Origin of the sequence: Cryobacterium sp. TMT1-19, assembly GCF_004403055.1 — a bacterium.
Classification (GTDB): Bacteria; Actinomycetota; Actinomycetes; order Actinomycetales; family Microbacteriaceae; genus Cryobacterium; species Cryobacterium sandaracinum.
Genome location: NZ_SOHB01000021.1, coordinates 150477 through 177066, shown reverse-complemented (window position 1 = coordinate 177066; position 26590 = coordinate 150477). Strand labels below are relative to the sequence as shown.

The 26590-nt window shown below is 67.3% G+C and carries 24 protein-coding genes, 1 tRNA gene and 2 pseudogenes; 9 read left to right on the top strand and 18 right to left on the bottom strand.

Annotated features, from left to right (window positions below; all coding sequences use genetic code 11):
* Window positions 1-2514 (bottom strand): amino acid adenylation domain-containing protein (locus E3T40_RS05630; RefSeq protein WP_370287876.1); only part of this gene is annotated, 2514 nt, incomplete at its 3' end.
* 114 nt (window positions 2515-2628) lie between these two features.
* Window positions 2629-3486 (bottom strand): Cof-type HAD-IIB family hydrolase, encoded by an 858-nt coding sequence (locus E3T40_RS05625; protein WP_166786584.1) that lies wholly within the window; start codon window positions 3484-3486, stop codon window positions 2629-2631.
* Window positions 3487-3736: 250 nt separating this feature from the next.
* Between E3T40_RS05625 and E3T40_RS05620 the strand changes: the two genes are divergently transcribed.
* Window positions 3737-4522: an acetoin reductase gene (locus tag E3T40_RS05620; protein ID WP_104100116.1), complete on the top strand. Its 786-nt coding sequence runs from the start codon at window positions 3737-3739 to the stop codon at window positions 4520-4522.
* Between the two features lie 138 nt (window positions 4523-4660).
* Here the strand turns inward: E3T40_RS05620 and E3T40_RS05615 are convergent.
* The 6 genes and pseudogenes from E3T40_RS05615 to E3T40_RS05590 form a co-directional block, all read right to left on the bottom strand.
* Window positions 4661-5728: pseudogene (locus E3T40_RS05615) on the bottom strand (YihY/virulence factor BrkB family protein).
* Window positions 5729-5984: 256 nt separating this feature from the next.
* Window positions 5985-6059, bottom strand: a tRNA-Arg gene (locus E3T40_RS05610).
* 57 nt (window positions 6060-6116) lie between these two features.
* Window positions 6117-7145: a CHAP domain-containing protein gene (locus E3T40_RS05605; RefSeq protein ID WP_134542857.1), complete on the bottom strand. Its 1029-nt coding sequence runs from the start codon at window positions 7143-7145 to the stop codon at window positions 6117-6119.
* Window positions 7146-7252: 107 nt separating this feature from the next.
* Entirely contained in the window at window positions 7253-7750 is a 498-nt protein-coding gene (locus tag E3T40_RS05600) for an HNH endonuclease (protein ID WP_104100118.1), read from the bottom strand.
* Between the two features lie 363 nt (window positions 7751-8113).
* Window positions 8114-9004, bottom strand: coding sequence for a C40 family peptidase (locus tag E3T40_RS16675; RefSeq protein ID WP_233193923.1), 891 nt, complete (start codon window positions 9002-9004; stop codon window positions 8114-8116).
* A gap of 263 nt (window positions 9005-9267) precedes the next feature.
* Window positions 9268-9975, bottom strand: coding sequence for a metal-dependent transcriptional regulator (locus E3T40_RS05590; RefSeq protein WP_104171871.1), 708 nt, complete (start codon window positions 9973-9975; stop codon window positions 9268-9270).
* Between the two features lie 73 nt (window positions 9976-10048).
* On the opposite strand from E3T40_RS05590, the gene serC reads away from it, so the two are divergent.
* Both serC and E3T40_RS05580 read left to right on the top strand, forming a co-directional pair.
* On the top strand, window positions 10049-11167 hold the full coding sequence (gene serC / locus E3T40_RS05585) for a phosphoserine transaminase (protein ID WP_104193788.1): 1119 nt from the start codon (window positions 10049-10051) through the stop codon (window positions 11165-11167).
* An 8-nt stretch (window positions 11168-11175) separates the two neighbouring features.
* Window positions 11176-11343: pseudogene (locus E3T40_RS05580) on the top strand (DUF2530 domain-containing protein); the annotation flags it as partial.
* Here the strand turns inward: E3T40_RS05580 and E3T40_RS05575 are convergent.
* Together E3T40_RS05575 and E3T40_RS05570 are read right to left on the bottom strand one after the other, a co-directional pair.
* The gene (locus E3T40_RS05575) at window positions 11272-11895 is read right to left on the bottom strand and encodes a DUF3027 domain-containing protein (protein ID WP_233193922.1); all 624 of its coding nucleotides are present in this window, start codon (window positions 11893-11895) and stop codon (window positions 11272-11274) included. The pseudogene E3T40_RS05580 and the gene E3T40_RS05575 sit on opposite strands and share 72 nt — an antisense overlap.
* Complete coding sequence (locus tag E3T40_RS05570; protein WP_104171911.1) at window positions 11888-12268, bottom strand: cold-shock protein; 381 nt, start codon at window positions 12266-12268, stop codon at window positions 11888-11890. The genes E3T40_RS05575 and E3T40_RS05570 overlap by 8 nt, the downstream gene beginning before the upstream one ends.
* Before the next feature lie 95 nt (window positions 12269-12363).
* On the opposite strand from E3T40_RS05570, the gene E3T40_RS05565 reads away from it, so the two are divergent.
* The 3 genes from E3T40_RS05565 to E3T40_RS05555 are packed head-to-tail and all read left to right on the top strand — an operon-like array spanning window position 12364 to window position 16212.
* Complete coding sequence (locus tag E3T40_RS05565) at window positions 12364-12639, top strand: hypothetical protein (protein WP_134542856.1); 276 nt, start codon at window positions 12364-12366, stop codon at window positions 12637-12639.
* 2 nt (window positions 12640-12641) lie between these two features.
* Window positions 12642-14516, top strand: coding sequence for a helicase-associated domain-containing protein (locus E3T40_RS05560; RefSeq protein ID WP_134542855.1), 1875 nt, complete (start codon window positions 12642-12644; stop codon window positions 14514-14516).
* Window positions 14517-14556: 40 nt separating this feature from the next.
* The gene (locus E3T40_RS05555) at window positions 14557-16212 is read left to right on the top strand and encodes a DNA repair helicase XPB (RefSeq protein ID WP_134542854.1); all 1656 of its coding nucleotides are present in this window, start codon (window positions 14557-14559) and stop codon (window positions 16210-16212) included.
* Between the two features lie 19 nt (window positions 16213-16231).
* On the opposite strand, the gene E3T40_RS05550 is transcribed toward E3T40_RS05555, so the two are convergent.
* From E3T40_RS05550 to E3T40_RS05540, 3 genes are read right to left on the bottom strand one after another with little or no spacing between them, the layout of a single operon-like run.
* Window positions 16232-16960, bottom strand: coding sequence for a pyrimidine reductase family protein (locus E3T40_RS05550; protein ID WP_104193786.1), 729 nt, complete (start codon window positions 16958-16960; stop codon window positions 16232-16234).
* The gene (folP, locus tag E3T40_RS05545; RefSeq protein WP_104171865.1) at window positions 16960-17868 is read right to left on the bottom strand and encodes a dihydropteroate synthase; all 909 of its coding nucleotides are present in this window, start codon (window positions 17866-17868) and stop codon (window positions 16960-16962) included. The genes E3T40_RS05550 and folP overlap by 1 nt, the downstream gene beginning before the upstream one ends.
* Before the next feature lie 10 nt (window positions 17869-17878).
* The gene (locus E3T40_RS05540; protein WP_134542853.1) at window positions 17879-19123 is read right to left on the bottom strand and encodes an NAD(P)/FAD-dependent oxidoreductase; all 1245 of its coding nucleotides are present in this window, start codon (window positions 19121-19123) and stop codon (window positions 17879-17881) included.
* 108 nt (window positions 19124-19231) lie between these two features.
* Here E3T40_RS05540 and E3T40_RS05535 point away from each other — a divergent pair, with 108 nt between their 5' ends.
* The 3 genes from E3T40_RS05535 to E3T40_RS05525 all read left to right on the top strand — a co-directional run bounded on the left by E3T40_RS05535 (window position 19232) and on the right by E3T40_RS05525 (window position 22105).
* The gene (locus E3T40_RS05535) at window positions 19232-19924 is read left to right on the top strand and encodes a response regulator transcription factor (RefSeq protein WP_104171863.1); all 693 of its coding nucleotides are present in this window, start codon (window positions 19232-19234) and stop codon (window positions 19922-19924) included.
* A 30-nt stretch (window positions 19925-19954) separates the two neighbouring features.
* Window positions 19955-21670: a cell wall metabolism sensor histidine kinase WalK gene (locus E3T40_RS05530; RefSeq protein ID WP_104193784.1), complete on the top strand. Its 1716-nt coding sequence runs from the start codon at window positions 19955-19957 to the stop codon at window positions 21668-21670.
* Window positions 21671-21814: 144 nt separating this feature from the next.
* Window positions 21815-22105: a WXG100 family type VII secretion target gene (locus tag E3T40_RS05525; protein ID WP_104100130.1), complete on the top strand. Its 291-nt coding sequence runs from the start codon at window positions 21815-21817 to the stop codon at window positions 22103-22105.
* A gap of 172 nt (window positions 22106-22277) precedes the next feature.
* Here E3T40_RS05525 and groL read toward each other — a convergent pair whose 3' ends face one another.
* The 5 genes from groL to E3T40_RS05500 all read right to left on the bottom strand — a co-directional run bounded on the left by groL (window position 22278) and on the right by E3T40_RS05500 (window position 26568).
* Entirely contained in the window at window positions 22278-23897 is a 1620-nt protein-coding gene (groL, locus tag E3T40_RS05520) for a chaperonin GroEL (RefSeq protein ID WP_104100131.1), read from the bottom strand.
* Window positions 23898-24028: 131 nt separating this feature from the next.
* Window positions 24029-25042, bottom strand: coding sequence for a DUF3048 domain-containing protein (locus tag E3T40_RS05515; RefSeq protein WP_206750354.1), 1014 nt, complete (start codon window positions 25040-25042; stop codon window positions 24029-24031).
* 157 nt (window positions 25043-25199) lie between these two features.
* Complete coding sequence (locus tag E3T40_RS05510; RefSeq protein ID WP_104100133.1) at window positions 25200-25403, bottom strand: cold-shock protein; 204 nt, start codon at window positions 25401-25403, stop codon at window positions 25200-25202.
* A 212-nt stretch (window positions 25404-25615) separates the two neighbouring features.
* Window positions 25616-26194, bottom strand: coding sequence for a LytR C-terminal domain-containing protein (locus tag E3T40_RS05505; protein WP_104171860.1), 579 nt, complete (start codon window positions 26192-26194; stop codon window positions 25616-25618).
* A gap of 62 nt (window positions 26195-26256) precedes the next feature.
* Complete coding sequence (locus E3T40_RS05500; RefSeq protein WP_104171859.1) at window positions 26257-26568, bottom strand: DUF3263 domain-containing protein; 312 nt, start codon at window positions 26566-26568, stop codon at window positions 26257-26259.
* Window positions 26569-26590: the final 22 nt, after the last annotated feature.

Sequence of the window (26590 nt, the reverse complement as noted above, 5' to 3'; positions counted from 1 at the left end):
GGCCGGCCAGGAGCCGCGGGCGGCGCCCATGCGGGCGGCCGGGGAACCGGCCCAGCGTTCACCCGGCGGCACCGGTCCGGAGACGGCCGAGCCCGGCTCGATTACGGCGCCCCGCCCGATGTCGGCGCCTCCGAGCAGTGCGCTGCGGGAGCCGACCGTGGCGCCGGCGCCGATCCGCACCGGCCCGATGCGCAGCACGTCGCCGTCGATCCAGTAGCCGGACAGGTCGGTCTCGGGTTCGATGGCTGCCCCGGCACCGATGTCCAGCATTCCGGTTACCGGCGGCAGGGAGTGCAGGTCGACGTCGGTGCCGATGCGGGCGCCGAGGGCCCTGGCGTAGTAGCTGATCCAGGGGGCACCGGCCAGGCTCACGGCATCCGAGAGCAGTGCCACCTGTTCGGCGAGCCAGAGGCGCAGGTGCACCGATCCGCCGCGCGGATAGTTGCCCGGCTCCACGCCGCGCAACAGCAGCCGGGCGGCGACGACGGAGATGGCCATCTTGCCGGGCGGGGTGACGAAGAGCACGAACCCGAGCGCCACCCACCACCAGGAGATGGTGGGCGCGAAGGAGGCGCCTGCCCAGCCCGCGAGCAGGTTGTTCGCCGCCGCGAGGTAGACCAGCCAACGCGCGCCGACCAGCACGTGCAGCGGCACGCCCAGCAGGGTGATGGTGAGGCGGCTGCGCCGGGGCACCGGCTGAACCTCCCGCACGATACTCGCCGCCGCGGGTGCGCGTCCGTCGAGCTCGTCGGCGAGGGAACCGATCCGGGGGTAGTCGTAGATGTCGGAGACTCGGGTGTCGGGGAACCGCTCGCGGACGGTCGACACGAACTGGGCCGCGGAGAGCGACCCGCCGCCGTGGGCGAAGAAGTCCGCGTCGGGGCCGTCGGCCGACACCCCGAGGATGGCGGCCCAGCCGGCGGCAAGCCACGCCGCCGTCGGCGAGAAGGTCTCCGCCTGCTCACCCCCGGTGGCGGGAAGGGGCCAGGGCAGGGCACCGCGGTCCACCTTGCCGGAGGTGCGCGTGGGCAGCTCGTCGACGACGTGCACCAGCGGCACGAGCGCGGCCGGCAATTCTTCGCGCAGACGGATGTTGGCGGCCGCCCGGTCGAAGAGGGCCCCCTCCACCTGGGCCAGGTAGCCGACCAGGATCTGGTTGCCGGCCGGGGTTCTCTGCACGACCGCGGCCGCTCCGGCCACCCCCGGGAGCGCGCGCAGGGCCGCCTCGATCTCGCCGAGTTCGATACGCCGGCCGCCGAGCTTGACCTGGTCATCGGCCCGGCCGACGAACACGAGACCCTCGCGCTCGTAGCGCACCAGATCGCCGCTGCGGTAGGCGCGGTGCCAGCCCAGCTCGGTATGCGGGGCGTACTTCTCGGTGTCCTTGCCGGCGTCGAGGTAGCGGGCCAGCCCGACCCCGCCGATAATGAGTTCCCCGGTCTCGCCGTGGGCCACCCGGGCACCGGCGGCGTCCACCACGGCAAGGTTCCAGCCGGCCAGAGGAAGCCCGATCCGCACCGGCCCGCGGCCGTCGAGCAGGGCGGCGCAGGCGACGACGGTGGCCTCGGTCGGGCCATACGTGTTCCAGACCTCCCGGCCGCGCACGGCGAGGCGCGAGGCGAGCTCGGGTGGGCAGGCTTCGCCGCCGAAGATCAGCAGCCGCACCCGCTCCAGCGATTCCTCCGGCCACAGGGCCGCGAGGGTCGGCACCGTCGACACCACGGTGATGCCGTGCTTGATCAACCACGGGCCCAGGTCGACCCCCGAGCGCACCAGGGAGCGGGGCGCCGAGACGAGGCAGGCACCGTTCCGCCAGGCCAGCCACATCTCCTCGCAGGAGGCGTCGAAGGCCACAGAAAGGCCGGCCAGCACCCGGTCCGCGGGACCGATCGGGTCCGACCGGAGGAACAGGTCGGCCTCCGCGTCGACGAACGCGGCGGCGGAGCGGTGGGCCACCGCCACCCCCTTGGGTACCCCGGTGGAGCCGGAGGTGAAGATCACCCAGGCATCGTCGTCGGGGGCCGGCATGGCGCCAATCGTGCCGGCGAGGGCCAGGTCGTCCCCGGGCGCCAGCATCCGTTCGGCGAACATCTCCGCGTCGATGCCGGTGCGCACCTCGAACACGCCGCCCGCCCCGATCACGCCCACGACCCGGGCCTCGCCGAAGACGAGCCGGGCGCGTTCCTCGGGGTCGTCGGCGTCGACGGGCACGTAGGAGGCGCCGACCAGGAGGGTCGCCAGAATGGAGAGATACAGTTCCCGGGTTCCCGACGGGATCCGGATGCCGACGGTGTCGCCGCGGCGCACCCCGCGGCGACTGAGCTGCTCCGCCTGCTCGGTGACCAGGCGCACCAGATCCCGGTAGTTGATCGCCCCGTCGACGTCTTCGAGGGCGAGCGCGCCCGGATGCCGGCCGGCGGTCGCGAGCAGGATGTCGACCAGGGTGCGGGCCGGCGCCGCGCGGTGTCCGGCCTCGAGCACGTCCTGGCCGGGCTCAATCGGGGTCAGGGTCACGCAGGCTCCTCGTCCAGGTCGCGGTGCCAGCCACCGCGCGCCACCAGTTTAGAACCCGCAGGTAACAGGGAGGTGTCCGGTTACGGTGACACCGGCGACGGGTGCCGCGACGCGTCAGATCAGACCGTGGCGGCGGAAGGCGTTCCAGACGCCGTCGCCCTGCACGGTGGTGGTGACCTCGTCGGCGTAGGCCTTGACGGCATCCGAGGCGTTGCCCATGGCGATGCCGACCCCGCAGACCTGCAGCATCTCGATGTCGTTGCTGCTGTCACCGATGCCGAGGGCGGATGCCGCGTCGAGGCCGAGCCGGTCGAGGAGCCGCAGGATCGTGGAGCCCTTGTTCACACCATTCAGCGTCACCTCGCCGCTGCCGCGCCCCATGTGCGGGATGGTTCCGGTGATGACATGGAAGTCTCCGCTGAGCGCGTCCGACACCCGGTCGTACGCCCGGAGGTCGCCGGCGAGGAACACCGACTTCGCGATGCCCGTGAGACTGAAGGGGCGCACATCGGCGAAGGCTTTCAACGCCGGGTGTGCGACGGCACCGGTGACGGATGCCGTCGCATACCCGGCTCCCGCCTTCCGCTTTTCGCCGGACGCGTAGTAGTCCGCGAAGCGGTCATGCACGCCGGGGCTCGGGTACAGCTCGTCAAAGGACTGCAGGTAGAAGTCGTACCCTGACTCCTCATAGAAGCTGATCATCCGGGCCACGGCCGCTTCGGGCATCGAGCGTTCGATCACGAGCTCATCGCCGATCTCCGCGAACCCGCCGCCGGAGCTGATGAAACCGTCGAATCCGATGTCGCGGATCGCGGGGTAGATCTCCACGGACGCCCGTCCGGTGCTGAGGTACACCAGGTGCCCGTTGTGCCGGGCGGCGCGCACCGCGTCGATCGCCGACTCCGCGATCATCGAGCCGGTCTCCATGAGCGTGCCGTCAACGTCGACGAACGCGATGCGGGGGGAAATCATGAGGCACTCCAGACGAGGTGGTCTCCGGGACGTGTGCATCATCGGAGACGACCGGAGTGTGGTGATCGTATACATCGACGCTAGCTGCTGAGGCGTGTACCGCGTGACCGGGTAACATCGGCGAACCGGTCGACAGATCTGTCGCCTAGCCTGAAGGGGTCCGGATGATCGTCTGACCGACACCGTCAGGGCTGCGGGTCAACGACGCCAAACGGCGCTCAGCATGCCCGAACCAGAAATGAGAACCACCATGACCGTTTCGAACAAAGTCGCACTCGTCACCGGAGCCGGGCAGGGAATCGGACGCGGCATCGCACTCCGCCTCGCCCAGGACGGCTTCGACATCGCCGTCGCCGACCTCGACTTCCAGGCAGAAAAGGGGGCCGGTGTCGTCGCCGAAATCGAGGCTTTCGGGCGCAGGGCCGTCTTCGTCACCGCCGACGTCTCCAACCGCGATGATGTGTTCGCCGCCGTCGACACCGCGGCCGAGAAGCTCGGCGGATTCGACGTGATCGTCAACAACGCCGGCATCGCCCAGGTCACGCCCATGCTCGAGGTCACGGCGGACGATCTGGAGAAGATCTTCCGCATCAACGTGAACAGCGTCGTCTGGGGGATCCAGGCCGCGGTCGCGAAGCTCGACGAACTCGGCCACGCCGGCAAGATCATCAACGCCGCCTCCATCGCCGCCATCCAGGGCTTCCCCATCCTCGGCGCCTACTCGGCCTCGAAGTTCGCCGTCCGCGGCATCACTCAGGCTGCCGCCCAGGAGCTCGCACCTCGGGGCATCACGGTCAACGCCTACGCCCCCGGCATCGTCGGCACCGGCATGTGGGACCTGATCGACGAGAAGCTCAGCGCCATCAACGGCAAGCCGCTCGGCCAGAACCTCAAGGAAAACGTCGACGGCATCGCGCTCGGCCGCATCGAGACCCCGGAGGACGTCGCCAAGATCGTGTCGTTCTTCGCCGGCCCCGACTCCGACTACGTCACCGGCCAGGTCCTGCTCGTCGACGGCGGGATGCTCTACAACTAGGGCCTGGAGCGCCCCGGGGAACGACGCTCAGTGACACCCGGAGGCGAGGTTGGGAGCAATCCGGACCTCGCCATCCGTGCGCGGACGCTGGGTGTCCCTGGAAGGATTCGAATCCCCAACCGGTTCCCGGCCGTCGCCCTATTTCTTCTTCTTCGACTCGCTGTCGTCACTCGTTCGTCTGTTCAGCCGCAACCGTCGGCCGATCGCGATGTCCTCGCGTACCTTGTCGGCGGCCTTGTCGCTCTTGCGGGTGTCCCGCGGCGGCAGCTGAAGTTCTTCTTCTGCGGCGATGCCCGCCTGCAGCTCACGGCTCCGTTCCAGCTCGGCGTCGAATTCGGCACCGAAGAGCAGGGCGAGGTTGGCTATCCATAGCCAGAGCAGGAACACCACGATGCCGGCCAGGGAACCATACGTGCGGTCGTAGTTGGAGAAATTGGTGACGTAGGGGCCGAACAGGAATGAGGAGATCACCAGAGTGAGGAATGCGAGTAACGCACCCAGGCTGATCCATCGGAACTTGGGCTGCTGGGCGTTGGGGGTTGCCTAGTACAGGATTGCGATGATCAATACGGCGGCTACCGCCAGGATGGGCCACTTGATGACCGACCAGACGAACTGGACGGCCAACCCCAACCCGAGAGTGTTGCCGAGCGCATCGGTGACCGGACCCGACACGATCAGAACGACAAGCGCCACCACAATCAGCAGAATGCACACCACGGTCACGCCCAGCTGCATCGGGCGCAGCTTCCAGAACGGCCGGCCCTCGTCGATCTCGTAGATGCGGTTCATGGCCCGGCTGAACGCGCCGACGTACCCGGATGCTGACCACAGCGCCAACAGGATCCGGACGACGAGGGCGACACCGGCCGCCGGCGAGGAGCTGAACTGCTCGAGCGGGCCGCGCAGAGTGTCGACCGTGTCGCCGGGCGCGACCTCGTCAACGAGCGACAGGATTGAGTTCGTCGAGTTTGCACCCTGACCGAACGCTCCCAGGAGCGAGACCAGCGCAATCAGTGCGGGGAAGATCGACAGCACGGCGTAGTAGGTGAGGGCGGCGGCGAGGTCGGGGCACTGGTCGGCCGTGAATTCCCGCAGGGTCTTGCGCAGCACATACCGCCAGGACGGCTTGGCGATCTCGCTCCGCGAGTCGGGTTTGCGGGAATCGTCGGGCGCCGGTGCTCGCTCGCTTTTTTTGCGCGCTATTTCTAACCATGGGTGCTCTCCTCGGCTTCGCCAGCGATCGATTCGTGCGCGCCTCCGTCGCGCCGCCGCTGAGTGAGTTCGATTAGTTTCATTGACTCCGGGAAGGAATTCAAGCCAATTCTGCACATCAGGTCAATCACACTATTTCCGTGACGAAGCGGGAAATTCCCCGTCTTTAAGGAAGGAAGTCGACCGCTCTACGGACACGTCGACACAAGGGCGATGTGCTGGTCGGTCGGCATCGACGGATGATTCGTGGTGCCCCTGGAGGGATTCGAACCCCCAACCGTTTCCTTAGGACGGAACTGCTCTTCCGTTGAGCTACAGAGGCTGGCCACTGAAGTTTAGCGGTTGTCGGCCGGCGCCGCAGCGCACCGCTGCGACGCGCTTACGTCGGCGGGTACAGGAAGAGCGGAACCTCACTGGCCGACACGGTGCGCGTGTTGTACGCGTGACTGCCGTTCCAGTTGTATTCCTCGAGAATGACCGAGCCGTCGCTGTTGACCGACTGCACGTAGGCCACGTGGTTGTAGTTGAACCAGGCGACCGCGCCGACGACGGGAGTGTCGCCGGTGGCCCAGCCCTGGTCAGCCCAGGCGCTGGCCCAGTTGCTCGCGTTGCCGCCGCTGGGGGTGAGCTTGCTCCAGGTCCAGGTCCACGGGGAGCCGGTCGACCCGGCGTCGCGGTTGAGCCGATATGCCACGAAGTCCACGCATTCGCGGTAATAGTAGCCAAGCGGAGACAGTCCGCCGCCCTGGGTGTCGGTGGCCCGGTCGAACCACGGGTAGTCGTCGCCCTTGGCGCGCACGCTGTATACAGCGAAGTCGGTGGCAGCCGATCGGGCTGCCTCGGCGGTCTGCTGCGCGGCCAGTGCACGCTTGGCCTCGGCATCCCGCTGGGCGAGTTCGTCGCTCGTGGTCGCCGTGAAACCGTCGCGAGCGACGGTGATGGCTGCGGCGCCACTGTCCACCGTGACGCCCTGCGTGTCGGCAACCCGCGAAGTCGTCGAGGCGGTGTCGCTCGCACCGGGCGCGAACGCATAGGCCGGAAGGCCGGCGGTGAGGAACAGTCCCGGAATGGCCAGCAGGGTCACGGCGATTTTCATGGGCCGCCGGCGGCGCGACCGGGGCACCGGGCGGCTGACGGCCGGTGCGACCCGCGGGGGAGCGACCGGATTGAGCCGGTTGCTCCGCGCCGCGATCGATGCCTTTTCGAGGTCCAGAGCCTTGGTTTCCGCCACCGCAACCGCATCGGGAATGCGCACAGCCACCGGCACGTCCATGCGCACCGGAATGTTCACGGTGGCGTCGGCTCGGGCCTCTGCCGCCTCACGCTGCGCACGCAGTTCGCGGCGCGAGAGCGGAAAAATCGGGGTCTCTGGCGAACCAGAAGTGCCGGGTACGCCGGATTGGGGCAAAAGATGATCCTCTAACGCACCGAGATCGAGGTTCGGCGCTTCTCAACCCTAGGCGACGGCGACCAGGAAGTCACCTTCTGGCGTTACATCCCTGTTATATTCGCGGGTCAGGCGGCAGGAGCAAGGAATTCATCCCACTGCGGTAACGGCCGCTCAGCGCCGCGCACCACCCAGGTCGTGCCGACCGGCAATCCCGGGTGGAACAGGAGTTTCCAGCCCATCTCGGCCGGCGTCCGGTCGCTTTTGAGGTTGTTGCAGCGAAGGCAGCAGGCCACGAGATTGTCCCAGGTGTCCCGACCTCCGCGCGACCGAGGCATTACGTGGTCGATCGTGCTGGCGGTCTTGCCGCAGTACCCGCAGCGATGCTCGTCCCGGCGCAGCACGCCGCGACGGCTGACCGGCACCGCCCTGGACCGAGGGATGCGCACGTAACGCGTGAGCAAGATGACGCTCGGTCGCTCCCAGGAACCGGAGGCGGCACAGATCGGATGCCCCTGGTCGGCCTGCACGATCGTTGCCTTGTGATTCATGACCAGCACGAGTGCTCGTTTGAAGGACACCACGGCAAGGGGCTCATACCCCGCATTGAGGACCAGTGTGCGCATGCGTTCCCTTTCGAAAAGGGCTGGACGGCTTCCAGCCATTCGAACTACGACAGTCAGTGAGAAGGAGCGAACAGGCAAACAAAAAGGGCGCCGTCACCATGACAACGCCCTACCGGCCACACGGTGTCCCTGACACGCGCAACTCAAGTTTGCTCGACTGCTCTGCCGCAGCGCGGAGCGGCAGCGCACATCCATGGTGTGGATCGTGCGCCGCTCGCGCATGGGCTCTCCCGAAAACTCGCAAAACATCAGAGCAACAGGTTAACCCACATTCGGCGCCACCGCGAAGTGCGGGACGCCGAATGTGCTAGGTGTTACGAAACATTCATCTGGCGGCCGGCCGGCTCGGATCTTCCGGCAGGCTCAGATGCCGAGACGCACGATGTAGTACGAGCTGGTCCAGATCGGCTGCACACGCACGGCCGCCCCCTCATACGGCGCGTGCAGGATGTTGCCGTTGCCTGCGTAGAACCCGTCGTGGCCGTCCATGATGACGAGGTCACCCGGCTGAGCCTCAGATTCGGGGATTCGGGTGCCCGCCGCCCCCTGCCCGGTCGAGGAATGCGGCAGCGAGATGCCGAACTGCGCGTAGACGTACATGATGAAACCGGAACAATCGAAGCCGGCCGGGGTGGCCCCGCCGTAGACATAGGGGACACCCTGGTAGCCGGCCGCGACACTGTAGACGGATGCCAGGTCGAAATTCGGGTATGCCGGGGCAGCCAGGTAGTCGGCCGACGACGGACCGGAATACGACGCGGCGTAGGAGGTCATCGCGGCCGCGGCTTCCAGTCGGCGCCCCTCGGCGGCCGCTGCCTCGGACGCGGCAACGGCCGCCGTTGCTGCGGCCGCTGCCGCCGCCAGTTCCTCGGGGGTGGTGGCGGTGAACCCGTCGCGCGCGACGCTCACGGTATCGGCCGCGGCGGCGACCGCCACGGACTGCGCACCCGATTCGGTCAACTCGGCCGAGGCCGTTGACGCGTACTCCTCTTCGGTCGGCGCGAACGCATAGGCCGGGATGGCCATGGTCGCGACGAGGCCGCCGGCGAGAGTCATGAACACGATGTTCGCCACGGCGCCCCGGCGGCGTGACCGCGGGCCGGAACGGGGGCCGGCGGCCCGATAGTGGCTGAGCTCCGCGTGTTCGTTGTCGTTGGTGATAGAAGCGCGGGTGATGGGAGCGAGGGTGATGGATCCGGTGGTGGCTATCGAGTTCGGGGCTCGACGGAAAATCTTCTTACCTAATGCGGCCAAAGTGTTTACCTCCGGCGCCTCGACAACACTAGGTAGTTGCCCCGTCCACTGCGCTCGTCGCGTGTGTGAGGAACGAATCAAGAGACGGGAAAGAAAGGCGTCTTGATCCGTGTCCGTCGACCGGAATCTGGACTGTGGACGACTCCAAGCTAACTGACGCACATCCGTTTGTCACGCCGCAGGCTACTTTTTCTAACATATTGATAACAAAATTGTGGGGAGAGGGCTCAACGGCGACGGGGCAGGCGGTGACCGCCGAATGGCTAGGCGACCGCTGCCGGCGTGGCGACGAAGATGTGGCCGGCGACCTCGTTGGGCAGTTCCAGTCCGTCCTCGAACCCATGCACCTGCACGAGCACATAGGAGCCCACGGCGGAGAAAACCCCCGTGGCCCCGGGGAGCACACCGAAGTTTTTCAGCTGGGCCAGGAGCTCGGGGTCGACCTGAACGGGTTCGCCCAGACGGCGCACCACGGCGGTGACCGGACCGGCAGATCCGGTGACCAGGTCGACGAGGCTCGTCACCCCGGCCATGAACGCGACGGCCGGCGAATCGCCCAGCTCATCGAGGCCGGGGATGGGGTTGCCATACGGAGACTCGGTCGGGTGATCGAGCATCTCCAGGATTTTGCGCTCCACCCGCTCACTCATCACATGCTCCCAGCGGCATGCTTCGTCGTGGACGAATTCCCATTCGAGCCCGATTACGTCGCTGAGCAGGCGTTCCGCAAGCCGATGTTTGCGCATCACATGCACGGCCTTGCTGCGCCCGTCGACGGTGAGCTCAAGGTGCCGGTCGCCGGAGACGACTACGAGGCCATCCCGTTCCATCCGGGCCACGGTCTGCGACACGGTCGGCCCGGAGTGCCCGAGGCGTTCCGAGATGCGTGCTCGGAGGGGAACGATGTGCTCCTCTTCGAGATCGAGAATCGTGCGGAGGTACATTTCGGTGGTGTCGATGAGATCCGTCATGCCCAGCGTTCCTCTCGGCTCGGTACGTACTGCCCAACCTTATCGCCGCGAGAGCGGCCGTTAGAATCGCCCTATGTCGAACCTGATAATTCCCACGGAACTTCTGCCCGATGATGGACGATTTGGCTGCGGCCCGTCGAAAGTTCGAAAAGGACAACTCGAACATCTTTTAGAGTTCAGCGCGAGCGTGATGGGCACCTCCCATCGCCAGGCACCCGTCAAGAACTTGGTCGGTCGCGTGCGCACCGGCCTCGCGGACCTCCTTCGCGCCCCTGCCGGTTATGAAGTCATTATCGGCAACGGCGGGTCCACCGCGTTCTGGGACGCCGCCGCGTTCTCCCTTATTCTCCGCCGCAGCCAGAACCTCGTCTTCGGCGAGTTCGGCGGCAAGTTCGCCGCGGCCGCGGCCGCTCCGTTCCTCGAAGCGCCCGACGTGGTCAAGGCCCCGGCCGGATCGCGCAGCGAGTTCGTCGTGACCGAGGGTGTCGACGTCTACGCCTGGCCCCAGAACGAGACCTCGACCGGCGTCATGGCTCCGGTCACCCGCGTAGTTGCCGACCCCAACGCCCTGACGGTGATCGACGCCACCAGCGCGGCGGCCGGTATCGACTACGAGGCCGACCAGGCGGATGTCTACTACTTCGCGCCGCAGAAGAACCTCGCCTCCGACGGAGGCCTGTGGATGGCGCTCTTCTCCCCCGCCGCGATCGAGCGCGTCGAGCAGATCGCCGCGAGCGGGCGCTACATTCCCGAGTTCCTCAGCCTGAAGAACGCGATCGACAACTCGCGCCTCAACCAGACTCTGAACACTCCGGCCGTGGCCACGCTTCTTTTGATCGAGAACCAGCTCGACTGGATCAACGGATGCGGCGGCCTGGCGTGGGCGTCCGCGCGCACCCTCGAATCGTCATCCGTTCTCTACGACTGGGCCGAGAGCGTGCCGTTCGCGACGCCGTATGTCACCGACCCGGAGCACCGGTCACAGGTGGTCGCGACGATCGACTTCGACGACGCGATCGATGCCGCCGCCATCGCCAAGACCCTGCGCGCCAACGGGATCTCCGACACCGAGCCCTACCGCAAGCTCGGCCGCAACCAGTTGCGGGTTTCCACCTTCACCGCGATCGAGCCCGGAGACGTGCGCCAGCTCGTCCGCTCGATCGAGTTCGTGGTGCAGAACCTGGGCAAGTAGGCCTCGACATGCGGCTCTGGCTGAGAGACAGTGAGCGTCGGCCAGACCCGCTGCCGGCTCGAACGGATTCCCGCAAGGCTTTCCTTGCGGGCTCCGCCGGCTGGCTAGTGGCGCTCGCGCTCGCGCTCGTCTTCCGGGACGAACTCGCCGCCGCCGGAGTGGGCTGGTGGCTCTGGGCTGCCCTCATCGGCCTCGGCCTCGGCCTGCTCGGGATTGCCTGGGTACGGTTCCGGCGCCGTTAGGGCCTCACCGAAGTCGATCCCGTCAAGCACATCTTCGCCGCGGTCTTCGTCGTCGTCTGACTCGTCGCCGTCATCGCCGTCATCGCCGTCATCGTCAGATTCGTCGTCGTCGTCCGATTCGCCATCATCGCCCAACGCCTCGGCGTCGGCCACGGCCGCAGCCAGTTCCTGGGCCGTGCGGTAGTCGGCCAGGCGGTCAGACCACGGCACCCACTCCGGCGCGATCAGGGCGTCGTCGCCCGGCGTGAGCTCGGCTTCCAAAACCGACGGCTCGGAGCTCTTGTCCACCCGGGCGAGGGTGACCGTCCAACGCCAGCCCGGGTAGCCGGACAGGTTGCAGTCGAACAGCAGCGAGAGCACATGCTCGCCTTCGACGAGGTGGCCGAGGGGTTCGCCGATGCTGTCGGCCGGCGTGATCTCCAGCAGCGCGGTGCGCGCCTGGTCGACCGCGGACAGCAGGCGCTCGTCGGCAGCGGCCTCAGGCATCGAGTTCCTCCGCGACCTTGCGCAGCATGGCCGCGATCTTGTGGCTGTGGGTTTTGTCGGGGTAGCGGCCGCGACGCAGGCTCGCTCCGATGCCGTCGAGGAGTTTCACCAGGTCCTCGACGATGACGGCCATGTCGTCAGCCGGCTTGCGGCTGAGTTTGACCAGGCTCGGCGGTGCCTCGAGAACGCGAACGGACAGCGCCTGAGCGCCCCGCTTGCCGTCGGCGATGCCGAATTCGAGCTTCGTTCCTGCCTTGACCGTGACTCCGGCGGGCAGTGCAGAAGCGTGGAGAAAGACCTCGTGGCCGTCATCAGAGGTGATGAAGCCGAAACCTTTCTCCTCGTCGTAGAACTTGACCTTGCCGGTGGGCATCTGGACCTCGCTGAATTCCGGGCGCGCGCGGATTGCGCGCCAACCACCCCCAGCCTATTCGGTCGGACCGGTTCCCGCCCCGTATCCTTGAGTCTGTGACCAATCAAACTCCACCCGCCGCGAGCCGGCTCGAACGCATCCTTGCTTACATGGTTGCGGGTGTGGTGGGTCTGTCCATCCTCGCGTTCCTTGCCGTCATCCTCGGCACAGCGGCCGGGGCCGGGGCGGACAACGGTTTCGGCCAGGGGGTCTGGCCGGCGGTGCTTGCTTTGCCGCTGTTTGGATTGCCTCTCGGATTCGTGCTGATCATCGTCCTCATGGTGATGTCCGGCATGCGTCGCGCTCGTGAGGCACGACAGAATAAGGAGTAGCAATGCTCACACTCGCTTCGCGCCTTCGGGCGCTGGATGACGCAACGTTGCGTCGCACGATCGACATCCGCATGGTCTCGGCCACGGGCATCCGTGATTTCTTCGACCTGGCCGAGGCTCTCCTCGAACCAACCGCAATCCAACGGGTGCTGGCACGGCTCGATCGGGCCACCCTCGCCGTTCTCGCCGTCGCCGGTGAGCTCAGCCAGGGAACGGAGGTCGGCACGGCTGCCGCGCCCTCGCTGTTCGACCTCGCCGAGCGCCTGTCCGAACTGGCAGGTTCGCCCGTCGACGTGGCCGAGGTCGCCGGCCGTGCCGCCGAACTGGACTCCCTCATGCTCGCGCGCCTGACCGACGGGCGGTTCAGTCCCTACCCGGCGGTGGCCGCGCAACTGCTGACCTGGCCGGACCTGGGCCTGCCGACCGCGCTCGAGCTGGCTTCGACGCCCGCACCCGCGGCGCTGGCCAGTGTCGACACCACCGATACCCGCTTCACAGACCGTCTCGCGGCGGAGCGTGCCTTCGCCGCGGTGTCCTCCATCGCCGAACTGGTCACTGAGCTCGCCCGCGAGCCGGCCAGGGAGCTCAGCCGGGGCGGGCTCGGCCTGCCCGACACCAAGCGTCTGGCCGCCGTGATGGGGGTCGAACTCGAATTCGTGCCCTCCTTCGTCGCGACCGCGGCCCGAGCCGAACTCATCGCCCATTCCGACGGCTACTGGAATGAAACCGAAGCCGGCGAGGCCTGGCTGCTCGAGAGCACCGCCCGCCGCTGGGCGACCCTGGCCGACGCCTGGCATGCGGCCCTGCCGCCGGATGTGCGCGGGATACTCGCCCGCCGGCCCGGCGTGTCCTGGGGCGACGTGCTGCGCGGCTTCGTGGCCTGGCTCTACCCGGCCGGCGGCCAGTGGATGGACGACCGGGTCACCGAGTTCGCCGAGGACGCCGAACTGATCGGCATCACCGCCCACCAGACCACCAGCCCGGCCGGTGCTTCGGTGCTGGCCGGTGACCTCGAGGCGGCCGTCGCCACCATGGCGGCCGCGTTGCCGGCGACCGGCGGCGCGGTGTACCTGCAGAACGACCTGTCGATCGTGTCCCCCGGACCGCTCGCCCCCTCGATCGACAGCCGCCTGCGCGGGCTCGCCGACGTGGAGAGCCGGGAACTCGCCCTGAGCTACCGCATCACCGCCAACTCCGTGAACCGCGCCCTGGCGGCCGGCGAAAGCGCGGAGTCACTGCTCGATTTCCTGCGCACGGTCTCCCTGACCGGCATCCCACAGCCCGTCGACTACCTGATCCGGGAATCCGCCGCCCGCTACGGGCGCGTGCGCGTCGGCCCGACGGACCCGATGGAGTCCCCGGCCCAGGCCTATGTCCAGTCCGACGACGCGGCCCTGCTGAGCACCATCGCCGTGGACCAGACGCTCGCCTCCCTCGGCCTTGTGCCTGCCGAGGGCAGCCGACTGACCAGCCGGTTCCCCTCCGACGTGGTCTTCTGGGCGCTCAGCGATGCGCGCTACCCCGTCGCCGCGGAGGACGCCACCCATGAGATCGTGCACCTGCGCCGCCACCAGCTCGCTCGGGTCGTGCCGGTGGACGCCCCGGATCCGGCCGTCGCCCTGGTCGATAGGCTGCGTGCCGCCGATGGCGGCGAGGGCCAGGCAGCGGATGCCTGGCTCGCCCGCCAGCTCGACTTGGCAATCAAGGCGAAGCAGACCGTCGTCGTCAGCATCGCCATGCCCGGCGGTGTGGTGGTCGACTATCTGCTCGAGCCGGCCAGTGTGGGCGGCGGGCGCTTCCGGGCCCGGGACCGTCGCGCCGACATCGAACGCACGCTGCCTCTGTCCAGCATCATCAGCATCACGCCGGCGCCGTAGGTGCGGGCCTTCACGCTGACCGGGCGTAGGATTAACGGCTATGTCTGATGGCCCTCTGATCGTCCAAAGTGACCGTACGGTTTTGCTCGAAGTCGCCCACCCTCTTGCCGAGGATGCGCGCCACGACCTGGCCGTGTTCGCCGAGTTGGAGCGTGCCCCCGAGCACATCCACACCTACCGCATCTCCCGGCTGGGGCTGTGGAATGCCCGCGCCGCGGGGCACGACGCCTCTAACATGCTGGCCACGCTCGAAAAGTACTCGAAGTTCGCCATCCCGCAGACCGTCAGCGTGGACATCACCGAGACGGTCGGCCGGTATGGCCGGCTCATCATCGAACGTGACACCGAGGGTCAGCTCATCCTGCAGAGCAACGACCAGGCCGTGCTCACCGAGATCGCCGGGGCCCGGCGCATCGCGCCCCTCCTGATCGGGCATCCGTCGCCGGACTCGTTCCTGGTCGAGCCGTGGGCGCGCGGCCAGCTCAAACAGGAACTGGTGAAACTGGGCTGGCCGGCCGAGGACCTCGCCGGCTACACGCCGGGAACGCCGCATCCGATCGGTCTTTTGGAAGACGGTTGGGCGCTCCGGGACTACCAGAACAAGGCCGTCTCCAGCTTCTTCGACGGCGGCTCCGGCGTGGTCGTGCTGCCCTGCGGGGCCGGAAAGACGCTGGTCGGCGCCGGGGCCATGGCCACCGCCAAGACCAACACGCTCATCCTCGTCACCAACACGGTCTCCGCCCGTCAGTGGCGCGACGAACTGCTCAAGCGCACGACCCTCACCGCCGACGAGATCGGCGAGTACTCCGGGCAGGTCAAGGAGGTCAGGCCGGTCACGATCGCGACCTACCAGATCCTCACCGCCAAACGGAAGGGCGAATACGCGCACCTCGAGCTACTCGACGCCATGGACTGGGGCCTCGTCATCTACGACGAGGTGCACCTGCTGCCGGCCCCCGTGTTCAAGCTGACCGCGGAGTTGCAGGCCCGCCGCCGCCTCGGCCTCACCGCCACCCTGGTGCGCGAGGACGGCCGCGAGGGCGACGTATTCAGCCTGATCGGCCCGAAGCGGTTCGACGCGCCCTGGAAGGAGATCGAGGCCCAGGGCTTCATCTCCCCAGCCTCCTGCTTCGAGGTGCGCATCGACCTGCCCCAGTCCGAGCGACTCAGCTATGCCGCCGCCGCCGACGACGAGCGCTACCGGATGGCCGCGACCGCACCCGCGAAGCTCGACGTCGTCAAGCGCCTGGTGGCCAAGCACCCCGGAGAACGCATCCTCGTGATCGGACAGTACCTCGACCAGATCGACGAGCTCGCCGAGGCCCTGAATGCCCCCAAGCTCACCGGTGCGACCCCTGTCGACGAGCGCGAGCGCCTCTACCAGGCCTTCCGAGTCGGCGAGGAGAAACTGCTCGTGGTGTCAAAGGTCGCGAATTTCTCGGTCGACCTGCCGGAGGCCACCGTCGCCATCCAGGTCTCGGGTTCCTTCGGCTCACGCCAGGAGGAGGCGCAGCGCCTCGGCCGGCTTCTGCGGCCGAAGGAGTCCGGTCTGTCCGCGAACTTCTACACGCTGGTGGCCCGCGACACCGTCGACCAGGACTTCGCCCAGAACCGCCAGCGCTTCCTCGCCGAGCAGGGCTACAGCTACACGATCCTTGACTCGCAGAATCTGGACGCGCAGGTCGTCTCCGTCTGACCGGCGGTGAAACGGCCGGTCAGGCGGTCGGAAAGGAAGCCTTCCGGCGGGCATAGCGCAGGAACAGCATGTCCCCGGCGGTCAGCACGTGCAGCAGGGACATCTCCCGGGTGATGGCGGCGGCACCGGCGGAGATCCGTCCGGCCGGGCCGCCCTCGAGCACGGGGCTGACGGTGAGGCACAGCTCGTCGACGCAGTCGGCCTCGATCAGCGCACCGAACAGGTTCGGCCCACCCTCGCAGAGCATCTGCGCCAGACCGCGCCGAGCCAGCTCCGCCCGCATCAGCCGCGGGTCCACGACGTCCTCCCCGCAGACCAGCACGTCCGCCACCTCTGCGAGCTCCGCGCGTCGCCGCAGCGGTGACGCTGCGTGCGTCACGACCAGCGGTCGCACGGCGGCGTCCGCGAACAGCGAGTGGCTCGGCTCGAGGTCCAGCCGTGAGGACACGATGGCGACGGGCAGCTGCGCCGGAAGTCCGTGCCGGACCCGCCACGCGGCATCTGCGGGGCCCTGACGGATGCCGACGTACCCCTCGGCGCGCACCGTGCCCGCACCGACCACGATCACGTCGGCGAGCATCCGAAGGGTATCGAAAACGAGCCTGTCGTCGGCGTTCCCGAGCCCGCCGCTCACGCCCTCCCGGGTGGCGGCGCCGTCGAGGCTGGCGATGAAATTTACTCGCAGGTGCGGCAGAGTGCGGTCAGGCACCCGGTAACGGATGATCAGCTCGTCACGATCCAGCAGCATCAGGCCAGGTTGTGGCGCACGTACGCCGGTTCGCGGAAGCCCAGGATCGCCTCGGTCATCCGCACGGCGTCGACCGCGGCGACGACGTTGTGCATCCGCACGATCCGGGCGCCCTGCAGGATGCTGTAGACGGCGGCGGCGAGCGATCCCGCGATCCGGTCGCCCCGCTCACGGTTCAGCGTCTCCCCGATGAAGTCCTTGTTCGAGACTGCGACCAGAGTGGGGTAGCCGAGCGCGGTGATCTCGCCGAGCCTCCGGGTCAGCTCGAGCGAGTGGTAGGTGTTCTTGTTCAGGTCGTGCCCGGGGTCGACGATGATGCGGGATGCCGGGACGCCGCGACTCCGGGCCAGCTCGATCCGTTCATCCAAGAAGGCTGCGACCTCGTGCACCACGTCGCCGTAGGTGGGCCCCGGCCACGGTGTGCGCGGCGGCGCGAGGCTGTGGGTGATCACCAGCGTCGCGTCGCTGTCCGCGACGACGTCAGCCATGGCCGGGTCGTGCACCCCGGTGGTGTCGTTGATCACGTGGGCGCCGGCGGCCAGGCTGGCGCGCGCCACGGCGGGATGAAAGGTGTCGACGGAGATGACGACGCCCGAGCCGCGCAGGGCCTCGACCACCGGGACGACCCGGTCGATCTCCTCCTCAATCGGAATGGACGGGCCGGGCGCGAATCTCGCCCCGCCGATGTCGACCCAGTCGGCGCCGTCCAGGATGGCGCGCCGGGCGGCCGTGACGGCCTCGTCAAGAGCGAAGGTCGCCCCCTTGTCGTAGAAGGAATCCGGCGTGCGGTTGACGATGGCCATCACGGCCACCTCACGGGAAAAATCGAACAGTCTCTCCCCGATCAGTCGCCGTGGATGGATCAGGTCGGGCAGCGCAGGGCCAGGTCGAGTGGTCGCGTTGTCCATGTCAGGTCCTTCAGTCGGGTGCTCCGGCGAGAAGTTCGTCCAGCTCAATGTTCTCATCCGCGAGCCGGGTCGTGTCGACCCGCACCTCCGTCCGGATGAAGCGCTGCACCGTCTCGTTGACGTCCCACACGTTGACGTTCATGCCGGCGACGACCCTGCCGCCCAACACCCAGAACGCGATGAATTCCCGCCTCGCCGGGTCACCGCGAAACACGACCTCCGCATCCCGGGCAAGTGCGCCGTACCCCGAGTACTCCATCCCGAGGTCGAACTGGTCGGTGTAGAAGTACGGGATCGCGTCGTAGCTGACCGCCTGGTCAAGCATCGAGCGGCCGGCCGCGGCGCCGGCCCGCTCGGCGTTGTCCCAATGCTCGACGCGCAGATGGTGCCGCAGCACCGGGTGGAAGACCGTGGCGACGTCACCCACCGCGTAGACGTCCGGGTCAATGGACCGGAACGCCGCGTCGACGACGATGCCGTCGTCGACGGCCAGGCCCGCGTCCCGGGCCAGATCCGTGTTCGGCACCGCGCCGATGCCGATGACGACGACATCGGCCGAAACGACCTCGCCGCCGGGGAGTCCCACTCCGGTGACCCTCCCCTGCGCCCCGATCAGTCGGTCGGCGTGCGTTTCCATCCGCAGATCCACCCCGTTCACGCGGTGCAGCTCCGCGAACACCGACCCGACCTCGTCGCCGATCACCGGGGCCAGCGGCACGCCGTCCCGCCCGAGCACCGTGACGGTGTTGCCGTAACCGCGGGCGGCCGCGGCGACTTCGAGACCGATCCAGCCGGCCCCGACGATCACGACCCGGCGGTTTCCCGGCTCCAGCTCGGCTCGCAGCGCCTGCGACTCGCCGACCGTGCGCAGATGGTGCACCCCGGCCAGGTCTGCGCCCGGGCCGGGAAAGCGCCGTGACGACGCCCCCGTCGCGAGGAGCAACCTGTCGTAGCGCACCGATTTGCCCTCCCGCAGGGTCAGCTCGTGGGTGTCGAGCGCCAGCCCGGTCACCCGGGCACCCAGCCGCACGTCGATGCCCCGCTCGTCGTACCACGGTGCCGGGTGCACGTCGATCGTGTCCCGGGCGGCCCGCCCGGCCAGGTAGTCCTTGGAGAGGGGCGGCCGCACGTAGGGGTACTCGGTCTCCTCGGCCAGCAACACGATGCTCCCGTCGAACCCCTCGGAACGGATGGCCTCGGCCGCTCTGGCCCCGGCCAAGCCGGCCCCCACAATCGCAAAAGTCGGAACAGTCATTCTGGTCTCCCCACGCCGCGGCAGTCTGGTTTGCTCACTAATCTACTCGCCAGCGCGCATACCGGGCATTTTCAGTAAACCTTCAGCTAACGCGCAGATACTGATATCATGACTGACGGCCCACGCATCCTTATTGTCGACGACGAACCCAATATCCGGGATCTTCTCACCACCAGCCTGCGCTTCGCCGGATTCGCCGTGCGAGCCGTCGGAAACGGCGCGCAGGCGATCTCCGCCGTCCTCGAGGAAGAACCCGACCTCATCATCCTTGACGTCATGCTGCCGGACATGAACGGTTTCGGAGTGACCAAGCGCCTGCGGACCGCCGGCTACACGGCCCCGATCCTCTTCCTCACGGCGAAGGACGACACCGAAGACAAGATCACCGGTCTGACGGTCGGCGGCGACGACTACGTCACCAAGCCGTTCAGCCTCGATGAGATTGTGGCCCGGATCAAGGCCATCCTGCGCCGGACCATGCACGCCGACGAAGACGCGGTCATCCGCGCCGGCGAACTCACCATGGATCAGGACACCCACGAGGTCCTGGTCGGCGACGCCCCCATCGAACTCAGTCCGACCGAGTTCAAGCTTCTGCGCTACCTCATGCTGAACCCGAACCGGGTCCTGTCGAAGGCTCAGATCCTGGACCATGTGTGGGAGTACGACTTCAACGGTGACGCCGGCATCGTCGAGTCCTACATTTCTTACCTCCGCCGCAAGGTGGACGCGCACTCGACCGAACCCCTCATCCAGACCAAGCGCGGCTTCGGTTACATGCTCAAAGCCGCCAAGGCGTAGTCACAGGCTGCGCTCATACACTGGGCTCCTATGCATCAGTCACTTATGGAGCGGTGGAGCCGCATTTCCCTGCGTTCCAAAATCACGGGCGTCACGGTCCTGATGCTGACGCTCGGCCTGCTCGTCTCCGGCATCGGCACGATGGCCATGCTTCGCCAATACGTGATCCAGCAGGTCGATTCGCAGCTGCAGATCGACGCCCAGTCCGCCTCGAACAGCTATTCGGCGGCGGCTCTCGGCCAGGGCACCACAGCCGTGGTCTCTTCGGACTACTACGTCGCCCTGTATGACGAGCACGGCAGCCTCAAGGACCACACCTGGCGGGATGTCCCGCGCAGTGAGCTGCCTATCCTGACCGCACCGCTCGACCTGCAGACCGTGATGGAGCTCGACGGCAAGACGATGACTCTGGTGGACTCGGCACACGACACCGAGTTCTTGGCCGTCGCCGTGCCGCTCGTGATCTCGCCGCAGGGAACCTTGGGCACGCTGGTCATGGCGGTCTCGTTGAGGCCGACCGAGAACACCATGGCCACCTACCTCACCATTTTCCTGGGGTTCGGGCTCGGGGTCGTGCTGGTGGGCGCCCTGCTCACCCGGCTCCTGGTGACCACCACCTTTGCACCGCTGCGAGAGGTGGAGCGCACGGCCGCGGCCATCGCCGATGGCGACTTCAGCCAGCGGCTCGGCGGCGCCACGCCCAACACCGAGGTCGGTCGCCTCAACCGATCGCTCAACACCATGCTGAGCCGCATCGACCGCCTCTTCAAGGACCGCGCCCGCACCATCGACCAGATGCGCCGCTTCGTCGGCGACGCCAGCCACGAGTTGCGCACTCCCCTCGTCTCGGTGCGCGGCTACGCCGAGCTCTACCGAATGGGTGCCCTGCAGACCCCGGAAGAAATCGCACAGGCCATGGAGCGCATCGAGAAAGAAGCGATCCGCATGGGCGGCCTCGTCGAAGACCTGCTCGAGCTGGCCCGGCTCGACGAGACAAAGCCGCTTGCCCTCGCGCCGGTCGACCTGATGCCGCTCGCCCGTGACGCGGCCCTCGACGCCATGGCCTCCTCCCCCGGTCGCACCATCACCGTCGTCACGCCGATCCCCACCGAGATCGAGGACAGCACCGAACGCCCCGCCATCGACCTCGCTCACTCAACGGGAGAAGTCCCCTCCGCTGCCGCACCAGGTTCGAAGCCCGACGAGCCGAACCACCCGGCGGGCGGATCCGTCTCTTTCGCCGGGGCAACCCTGGCGCGGCTGCGCACCCGCAAACCGCGCAAAGCGGATGTTGCGCTGCCGGCTCCGGAACAGACTCCGGTGACCGAGCCCGGCACCGTGCAGGCCGTGGTGATGGCCGAGGAGAACAAGATCCGCCAGGTCATCACGAACCTGATGGGCAACGCGCTACGCTTCAGCCCGACGGACAGCCCGGTCGAGCTCGAGGTCGCAGTCGACCGCCGAAACCAGCGCGCCTCCATCGCCGTCATCGACCATGGTGAGGGTATCCCACCGCAGATCAGGGAGAAAATCTTCCAGCGCTTCTGGCGTGCGGACACCTCCCGTGCACGGGAGACCGGCGGCAGCGGGCTCGGCCTGGCGATCGTCGCCTCGATCGTCGCCAGCCACAACGGCACCGTCCAGGTCGTGGACACCCCCGGCGGCGGCGCAACGTTCCGGGTCTGGTTCCCACTGGCCTGTTCTCCGAGCGCGCCCCAGCGCGTCGCCCCCGTCATCACGTCGTAGCCGCGTGCCGCGGCGTCAAACCCCCCGCGGTTCCTCCCCCGCGGTCCGGGAGGATGATTTGCCATGGCACAACGGCAGCCAACGGGAACGGCTGCAGGCGGCTCCGTAGTCTGATCGGTATCTTCCCCTGCCGAAAGGACCCCCATGACCCGCTATCAGGTCGACAGCGAAGCAGTGCTCCACACCACCTCCGTGGCGCGCGCCACGATCGGGCGCATCCAGGGCGAGGTCGCCGGGCTCATCGCCCAGCTGACCGCGCTGGAGGGCTCGTGGACGGGCCAGGCCGCCACCGCGTTCCAGGCGGCGGTCTCGGACTGGCGTGCCACCCAACAGCAGGTGGCCCAGAGCGCGGAGGGATTGAATCTGGCCCTGAACCAAGCCGGCCAGCAGTACGCCGAGATCGAGCAGGCCAACGCGCGCCTCTTCCTGCGTTAGCCGCGACCGCCTGCGCATTGGCGACGCTTGTTTTGACGACGCCTGTTTTAGCGACGCCTGTTTTAGCGACGCCTGCATTAACGACGCCTGTTTTAGCGAGGCCTGCATTAACGACACAGGGCGCCTCCCGGCGGAGGCGCCCTGTGTTGTGAAGCGGTGAAGCGGTGTGGACTTAGAAGTCCATTCCGCCGCCCTGGTCGCCGGCCGGAGCAGCGTTCTTCTCCGGCTTGTCGGCGACTACGGCCTCGGTGGTGAGGAACAGTCCGGCGATCGACGCTGCGTTCAGCAGCGCGGAACGGGTGACCTTCACCGGGTCATTGATTCCGGCGGCGAGCATGTCGACGTACTCACCGGTCGCGGCGTTGAGGCCCCAACCGATCGGCAGGTTGCGCACCTTGTCGGCGACAACGCCCGGCTCCATGCCGGCGTTGAGGGCGATCTGCTTGAGTGGAGCGTCGATGGCAACCTTGACGATGTTCGCTCCCGTTGCCTCGTCGCCGACCAGCTCGAGCTTCTCGAACGCGGTCTTGCCGGCCTGGATCAGCGCAACGCCACCACCGGCGACGATGCCCTCTTCGACGGCAGCCTTCGCGTTGCGGACGGCATCCTCGATGCGGTGCTTGCGCTCCTTGAGCTCAACCTCCGTCGCGGCGCCGGCCTTGATGACTGCGACTCCGCCGGCGAGCTTGGCGAGACGCTCCTGGAGCTTCTCGCGGTCGTAGTCGCTGTCGGTGTTTTCGATCTCGCTGCGGATCTGCTGGACACGTCCGGCGATGGCTTCGGGGTCTCCGGCGCCTTCGACGATGGTGGTCTCGTCCTTGGTGATGACGATCTTGCGCGCGTTGCCGAGGAGGTCAAGCGTGACGTTCTCAAGCTTGAGACCGACCTCTTCGCTGATGACCTGTCCACCGGTGAGGATGGCGATGTCCTGCAGCTGGGCCTTGCGACGGTCACCGAAGCCGGGAGCCTTGACGGCGACCGACTTGAAGATTCCGCGGATCTTGTTCACCACGAGCGTGGCCAAGGCCTCGCCGTCGACGTCCTCGGCGATGATGAGGAGCTGCTTGCCGGTCTGGATGACCTTGTCCACGATGGGGAGCAAGTCCTTGATGTTGGAGACCTTGGAGTTGACGATCAGGATGTAGGGGTCTTCGAAGACCGCTTCCTGACGGTCGGGGTCGGTCACGAAGTAGGCGGACAGGAAGCCCTTGTCGAAGCGCATGCCCTCGGTGAGCTCGAGCTCGGTGCCGAGAGTGTTCGACTCCTCGACGGTGACAACACCCTCCTTGCCGACCTTGTCGATGGCCTCGGCGATGATGGCGCCGATTTCGGCGTCACCGGCGGAGATGGAAGCGGTGGCCGCGATCTCTTCCTTGGTCTCGACCTCTTTGGCGTTGGCGATGAGCTCAGCGATCACGGCGGCCGTGGCCTTCTCGATGCCACGCTTGAGGCTGATCGGGTCTGCTCCGGCCGCGACGTTGCGCAGGCCTTCACGAACGAGCGCCTGAGCCAGGACGGTGGCGGTGGTGGTTCCGTCGCCCGCGACGTCATCGGTCTTCTTGGCGACCTCCTTGACGAGCTCGGCACCGATCTTCTCGTACGGGTCGTCGAGTTCGATCTCCTTGGCGATGGACACGCCATCGTTGGTGATCGTGGGAGCGCCCCACTTCTTTTCCAGCACCACGTTACGTCCGCGCGGGCCGAGGGTGACCTTGACAGTGTCAGCGAGGATGTTCAGGCCACGCTCAAGGCCGCGACGGGCCTCTTCGTTGAAAGCAATGATCTTTGCCATATGTGTTTCTCGTCCCTCCCGGACGTTACCAAAACGGTGATGGGTTGGCACTCAAACAGAGAGAGTGCCAAGTTGATTCTGGCACTCTGGGGTCGAGAGTGCAAGTGAACGGCAAGGTGCCGCAGCCGCGGCTACGGCACCAGCACAACCGTGCCTCGGTCCGACGGCACCAGCTCGATCCAGGTGTTACCGGCGGCGAGACGAATCGTCACGCCGAAGTCATCGACGAGACGGATGGGGGCGGTCTGGTCGGCCTTGGACCAGACCGCATGCACGGACTTGCCGCCGGCCGAGACCCAGGCTTCCCCCGAACCGATCATTGTCGTCGTGGGAACATCTCCGTAGGTGCCGTCGATCGCGACCCGCAGGACCAGGACGTTGGTCGCCCGCAGCTGCGCACCGGTGGCGTCGAGGTCAGGTGCGCCCTCCTGCGAGCGCAGGTAGGCAGCACCGGCCGCATCCCACGTCCAGCCGGGCCAACGGGCGGTGGAGAAGGTGGAGTTGATCGCCGCGACGGGCGCGCCGTCGACGGCCGCGGACGATCCCTGCACGGTCGCGGAGTAGGCAAATTGCTGGTTCGGCGGCGGCACGGTGGCGTTCCGCGCGACGAGCGCTGAGGCCTGGAGGATGACGTTGTGCGGGGCTTCCCGGTCATCCGAACGCGCGAAGAGGCCGGTGTCGTCGGTATCGAAGGCGGCGCTGACGACATCCGTCGCGTCCATCAGGTCGATGAATTTCTGTTGGCCGCCGGAATAAGCCGCGATCCCGCCGAAGGGCGCGATGATGTCCGGGTCCATGGGTCGGATCGATCGCACCGGCCCGACGAGTTCGGGCACGTCGGAATGCCAGACCGCGACATAACGGGTCAGCCCGCCCTCGACCAGTTCTTCGAAGACGATGTCGGCGCGCTCGAGAGAGAGCTGCGGCCTGGCCGCTTCGTGGTTGTCGATCTTCACCGAGAGGGCAGGGTTCTGGAGGCTCCCGGCCGGCACACTCGTGCCACGCAATGGGGCGACCGCCGGGTCTGCGGCCGACTCGAAGGTGGAGTTCCAGGGCGTGCTGGTCGAGCTTGTCGGCGGCTTCGGCGCGTCACTTGCGCATGCGGAGACCAGCAGAAGGGTCGGCAGAAGGACGACCCCGAGCATCCGGATGGACCGAATTCTCGGTGCCGCACTTCGTCGCTGCGCTTGAACCACTATTTTCGTTGTCACGCCCCAAACCCTAACGCGGCTGCACTGCCGCGCACACATACCCGGGAGCGACTCGACTCTTCGGTCGACCGCTGGAACATCCCCCGCTGGATCAGATCGGACGAACCGCTTCTGCCTGGGGCCCCTTTGCCCCTGTACCCAGTTCGAAGATGACGTGCTGTCCCTCTTCCAGAACCTTGTAGCCGTGCATGTCGATGGCCGAGTAGTGGACGAAGACGTCCTGGCCACCTCCATCGACGGTGATGAAGCCGAAACCCTTTTCAGCGTTGAACCATTTGACGGTTCCGTTCGCCATGTATAACTCCTTGTTGCTGTGAATTCGTCGACACGCGCCCGTTGGCCGTACCGGGCCTGGCGCAGGGATTGCGTCCATTGCATTCGACCGATGGAATACGTCTCCTGCGAGAACGCCCGGACAAACAAAATGAGGGACCAATGCTCAATTTACGGAAGCTCCGGAAGAACGAAAGGGGGTTGACGCACGAGCGCCCGACGTATAGGCGACGGCTATTCGGCCGGCTCGTAGTCGGCGCCGACGACAACGGTCAGGTCCGCTGCGGAATCGGCGAAATCGCTTGAAAGCAGCACCTCCGAGCCGGGCAGTGACTCCGCGACTCCGCGGGCCGCTCCCTCCAGGGCCGCGTCGGCGTAGTAAACCGTCGTGGTTTGCACATCCTCCGTGCTCGCGTTGTCCAGCTCTTCGATCGTCCAGCCCTCCGCCTCGAGGACATCGCCAACGGACCGGGCGATCCCCTCGCCGGCGGTCCCGTTCAAAACGGTCACGGTCGAGTCAGGGTCCACGGTCGCGGCCGGCGTCGGCACCGGCGCCGGAGTGTCACTCGGAGTGGCGCTCGGCTCGGCCGCGCTGTCAGCAGTCGTCGCCGTGCCCGGCAACTCGAAGTTCAGGTTGTTGTTCAGGACGGCCAGGCCGACGACTCCGATGCCGACCAGCAGCACGGTTGCGCCGAGAGACCACCACACTGCGACCCAGCCGCGCCCTTTCTTGCCGGGCGCGCGGTGGGCCCCCACCCGCTCCAGGGAGTGCGGGAGGTGGTCGAAGCGGTCTTTCGCGTAGGAGTTCGGCATCGTGAGGCTGGTCAGATCCTTTGTGGTGGTGATGAGACACGGGAAGGGTGCAGGTTAGGGAGTCAATCGGTGGACTGTAGCGACCGGCGCTCCCTTGCCTGCGACCGGGCGTCGCGCATCCGCTGCAGGCGTTTCACCAGCATCGGGTCGTGGGCCAGGGCCAGCGGCGAGTCGATCACAACCCCCAGTAGTTGATAGTACCGGGCGGCCGAGAGGCCGAACTCGGCCCGGATCGCCTGTTCCTTGGCGCCGGCATGCTTCCACCACTGCCGCTCGAAGGCGAGGATCAACCGGTCGCGAGCGGACAAGTCTGCCGGCGAGGAGGACTCCGAGGTAGGCTCCGCGGGAGTCGACGAACCGGGAGTTCCGTCCACGTGCCACCTCCCTCGATCTCTG